This is a genomic window from Aestuariivirga sp., assembly GCF_044238155.1.
Classification (GTDB): domain Bacteria; phylum Pseudomonadota; class Alphaproteobacteria; order Rhizobiales; family Aestuariivirgaceae; genus Aestuariivirga.
Window position 1 is genome coordinate 1 of record NZ_JBIIDX010000236.1, and the last position, 2,940, is coordinate 2,940.

The following is a 2,940-nucleotide window of genomic DNA, read 5'->3' on the forward strand; positions in this document are numbered from 1 at the left end:
CCGCGGCAGCGGCGGGCTATGCGCCCTTGACACTCGGCACCGATGGCGGCGGCTCGATCCGAATACCAGCCGGTTTCACCGGCATCTTTGGCCATAAGCCGTCCTTCGGGCGGGTTCCGGCCTGGCCACTGTCGCCGTTTGGCACCGTGGCGCATGTCGGCCCGATGACCCGCACTGTGGAAGATGCCTGCCTGATGATGAATGTCATCGCCCAACCCGACTCGCGCGACTGGCACGCCCTGCCCTATGACGCCACCGACTATACCGCGAAGCTGGATAAGCGCCTCAGGGGCCTGCGGATCGCCTTCAGCCCAACACTTGGCTACGTGAAGGTTGATCCAGATATCGCGGACCGCGTCAGGGCGGCGGTGCGTGTGCTTGAAGACCTGGGCGCCGATGTGGATGAACTCGATCCCGGTTTTTCCGATCCCGTGGCATGTTTCCGCACACTATGGTGGTCCGGCGCCCGCGCCCTGCTGGGACGTCTGGCGCCTGACAGGCTTGCGCTGCTGGACCCCGCACTGGCCGATGTTGTCGAGCGGTCCCGCGACATCACCCTCGACGACTACCAGGATGCGGTGCGCGCGCGGGGCCTTCTGGGCGCCCAGATGCGCCAATTCATGGACAATTTCGATTTGCTGGTCACGCCGGCACTACCCCTGGCTGCCTTCGCCGCAGGCCAGATCGCACCACAGGTCATCGACACGACCGACGACTGGGTGACGTGGACCCCGTTCAGCTACCCCTTCAACCTCACGCAGCAACCCGCCGCCAGCATACCGTGCGGCTTCACTGCGCAGGGCCTTCCCGCCGGAATGCAGCTGGTAGGCCGCATGTTCGATGACCGAACCGTGCTCCGCGCCGCCCACGCCTATGAGCGGGCCGCCGGATGGCACAAGGCCCGCCCGCCCGCACTGTAGATCAGGCGGCGTGGTCGTGCTGGAGCCGGGAGATCTCGTCCTTGAGCCTGAGTTTCTTGCGCTTCAGCTCGGCGATCTCGGCATCGGTCGATGCCGGGTGGTTCATGGCATCGGACAACTGAGCCTCAAGGGCCTTGTGCCGGGACTGCAACTCATTCAGATGCGCTTGAAGACTCATGCGAACCTCCGCTGATTGCGATGAGTGGATGATGCCATAGACTTGGGGGCTTGTCGAACCCTTGCCAAGGGCATTAGTGAATAAGCTGCCAAGGAATTCGTGAAATCCGGAGATACTGGGGGACGATGCCAAAACTGGATGTGATACAGGAGGTGCAATTGCGCAATCAGTTGCAGAACCTGATCCAGCAACACCGTGACCTCGACACCGCGGTACACTCGCTCGAACAGACCGGAACCGGCGACCAGCTGCAGCTGCGCCGCCTCAAGAAGATGAAACTGGACATCAAGGACAAGATCCAGATCATCGAAAACATGCTGATTCCCGATATCATCGCCTGAAGAAACGGAACCGCCCGTGACCAATCCACCGCCTCCCGTCGCCATCATCATGGGCAGCCAGTCCGACTGGGCCACGATGAAGCATGCAGCTGAGACGCTTGACGCTCTGGGCATTCCCCATGACGACAGGATCGTATCGGCACACCGCACGCCGCAGCGGCTCTATGAGTTCGCCAGCACGGCGGCAGACCGGGGGGTTCGGGTGATCATTGCCGGGGCGGGCGGGGCGGCCCATCTGCCCGGCATGACGGCCGCCATGACCCGCCTTCCGGTATTTGGGGTGCCGGTTGAGTCGAAGGCCCTGTCCGGACAGGACTCGCTGCTTTCCATCGTCCAGATGCCGGCAGGAATTCCGGTCGGAACTCTGGCGATCGGCAAGGCCGGCGCCATCAACGCGGCACTGCTAGCCGCCAGCGTTCTGGCCCTGACCGATGCCGCCCTTGCCGGGCGGCTGGAGGGCTGGCGTGCCCGGCAGACCGCCAGCGTGGCCGAGCGCCCGTCGGACCAGCCATGATGCCGCTCCCGCAGCCTCTGCCCCCCGGCTCCCGGGTCGGCATTCTGGGCGGCGGCCAGCTGGCCCGCATGCTGACCCTGGCTGCGGCCCGACTTGGCCTCGACTGTCACATCTTCGCGCCCGAGCCAGAAAGCCCGGCCTTTGCCGTGGCCGCCGCCCGCAGCCTTGCCCGCTATGATGATTTCACCGCCCTCGAGACCTTCGCCAGACAGGTGGACGTCGTCACCTATGAGTTCGAGAACGTTCCCGCGGACACAGCCGCCTTCCTCGCAGAGCGCGTGCCGGTGGCGCCAGCTGTCGCCGCGTTGAAGACCGCCCAGGACCGGGCCTTGGAAAAAACCTTCATCAGCGGCCTCGGCATCCCCGTGGCGCCGTTTGCGGCCGTGTCCAGTCTCGCCGAACTCGAGGCAGCCCTGGAGCGAATCGGGCGGCCTGCGGTGTTGAAGACCCGCCGCTTCGGCTATGACGGCAAGGGGCAGAGCAAGATACTTGCCACCACCGAGCCAGCGGCAGCCTTCGCGGAGATTGGCCACCAGCCCGCGGTACTGGAAGGTTTCGTCCGGTTTTCCTGCGAGATATCGGTGATTGCGGCGCGCGGCTGGCATGGCGAAGTGGCCGTCTACGACGTTCCGGAAAACCACCATGAGAACCATATCCTGAAAACCTCGACGGTGCCTGCCCGGATCGGGACAGCCGTGGCCGACCGTGCGCGCGCCTACGGCGGGCAGATCATCGCGGCCCTCGGCTATGTCGGCGTCATCGGCATTGAAATGTTCGTTGCGGGCAATGAGGTCATCGTCAATGAAATCGCTCCGCGTGTGCATAATTCCGGGCATTGGACGATGGACGCCTGCCATGTCTCACAGTTCGAGCAGCACATCCGGGCCGTATGTGGCTGGCCTCTGGGCACGGCAGAGCGTCATTCTGACGTGGTGATGACCAACCTCCTGGGAGAGGAAGCCAGCCGCTGGCAGGAACTGGCAGGAG

5 protein-coding genes are annotated in these 2,940 nt (G+C 64.4%); 4 read left to right on the forward strand and 1 reads right to left on the reverse strand.

All coding sequences use genetic code 11. From position 1 onward, the window contains the following. Window positions 1-920 (forward strand): amidase family protein (locus ACILRN_RS16460; protein ID WP_395690045.1); only part of this gene is annotated, 920 nt, incomplete at its 5' end. A gap of 1 nt (window position 921) precedes the next feature. On the opposite strand, the gene ACILRN_RS16465 is transcribed toward ACILRN_RS16460, so the two are convergent. Next, window positions 922-1,098: a YdcH family protein gene (locus tag ACILRN_RS16465; protein WP_395690046.1), complete on the reverse strand. Its 177-nt coding sequence runs from the start codon at window positions 1,096-1,098 to the stop codon at window positions 922-924. Between the two features lie 152 nt (window positions 1,099-1,250). Between ACILRN_RS16465 and ACILRN_RS16470 the strand changes: the two genes are divergently transcribed. The 3 genes from ACILRN_RS16470 to ACILRN_RS16480 form a co-directional block, all read left to right on the forward strand. Next, window positions 1,251-1,439, forward strand: a complete 189-nt coding sequence (locus ACILRN_RS16470; protein WP_395690048.1) for a YdcH family protein — start codon at window positions 1,251-1,253, stop codon at window positions 1,437-1,439. Between the two features lie 49 nt (window positions 1,440-1,488). Next, on the forward strand, window positions 1,489-1,953 hold the full coding sequence (gene purE, locus ACILRN_RS16475; protein WP_395690049.1) for a 5-(carboxyamino)imidazole ribonucleotide mutase: 465 nt from the start codon (window positions 1,489-1,491) through the stop codon (window positions 1,951-1,953). Beyond that, the coding region (locus ACILRN_RS16480; RefSeq protein ID WP_395690047.1) for a 5-(carboxyamino)imidazole ribonucleotide synthase at window positions 1,950-2,940 on the forward strand (991 nt) is incomplete at its 3' end. The genes purE and ACILRN_RS16480, both read left to right, overlap by 4 nt.